Source organism: Vibrio sp. 1580 (assembly GCF_033340055.1).
The window spans coordinates 1-557 of sequence record NZ_JAWOVT010000582.1 but is presented as its reverse complement, the minus strand read 5'-3'; the positions used below and the strand labels follow the sequence as shown (position 1 = coordinate 557).

The following is a 557-nucleotide window of genomic DNA, read 5'->3' as shown; positions in this document are numbered from 1 at the left end:
GTTTGCGATTTTCGCTGGAGTGACCTATGCCATTGTGCAAGACGCCTATTATCAACAGCGCGGCAGTCGTTACGTGTATGTCCAAAACCCACCAGCCGGAAATTACACAGTCATCAGTGGTAGTGATGTTTTACCTAACTCAGCGTCAACAACAACGAGCTTAAGTACTGTGACAACCTCACCCAACTCTTATTCTGCCTCTCCTAACCAAGTGAGCACTACGACAACAGAGGCAAGCAAAACCATCACTAGGAAAACCCCAAGCCCTTATAAGCTTGGCGAAATTGTTGACTCACTTCCCCACACCAAGCAGACGATAGTGATAGACGGGCAAAGCTATTTCAAATACCAAGACACATGGTTTGCGCCACTTAGGGCAGATCGTAAATATGTAGTCGTTGAATCACCTTTGTAAGTAATCAAGTTTGTACATAACTAATACAAACCCCGCCGATTGGCGGGGTCTACTTTTGATTATTCATGCACATACATCAGTAAAACGCGTCGAACTCAGGAATGCGTGGTTTACCTCTGAGTAGTAAGAACTTCAAGAAACG

General features: G+C 44.9%; 1 protein-coding gene. It reads left to right on the top strand.

Annotated elements, in window-relative coordinates; translation table 11 throughout:
• On the top strand, nucleotides 1-415 hold a 415-nt coding region (locus R7093_RS27275), incomplete at its 5' end, for a DUF6515 family protein (protein WP_318147285.1).
• Nucleotides 416-557 lie beyond the last annotated feature (142 nt).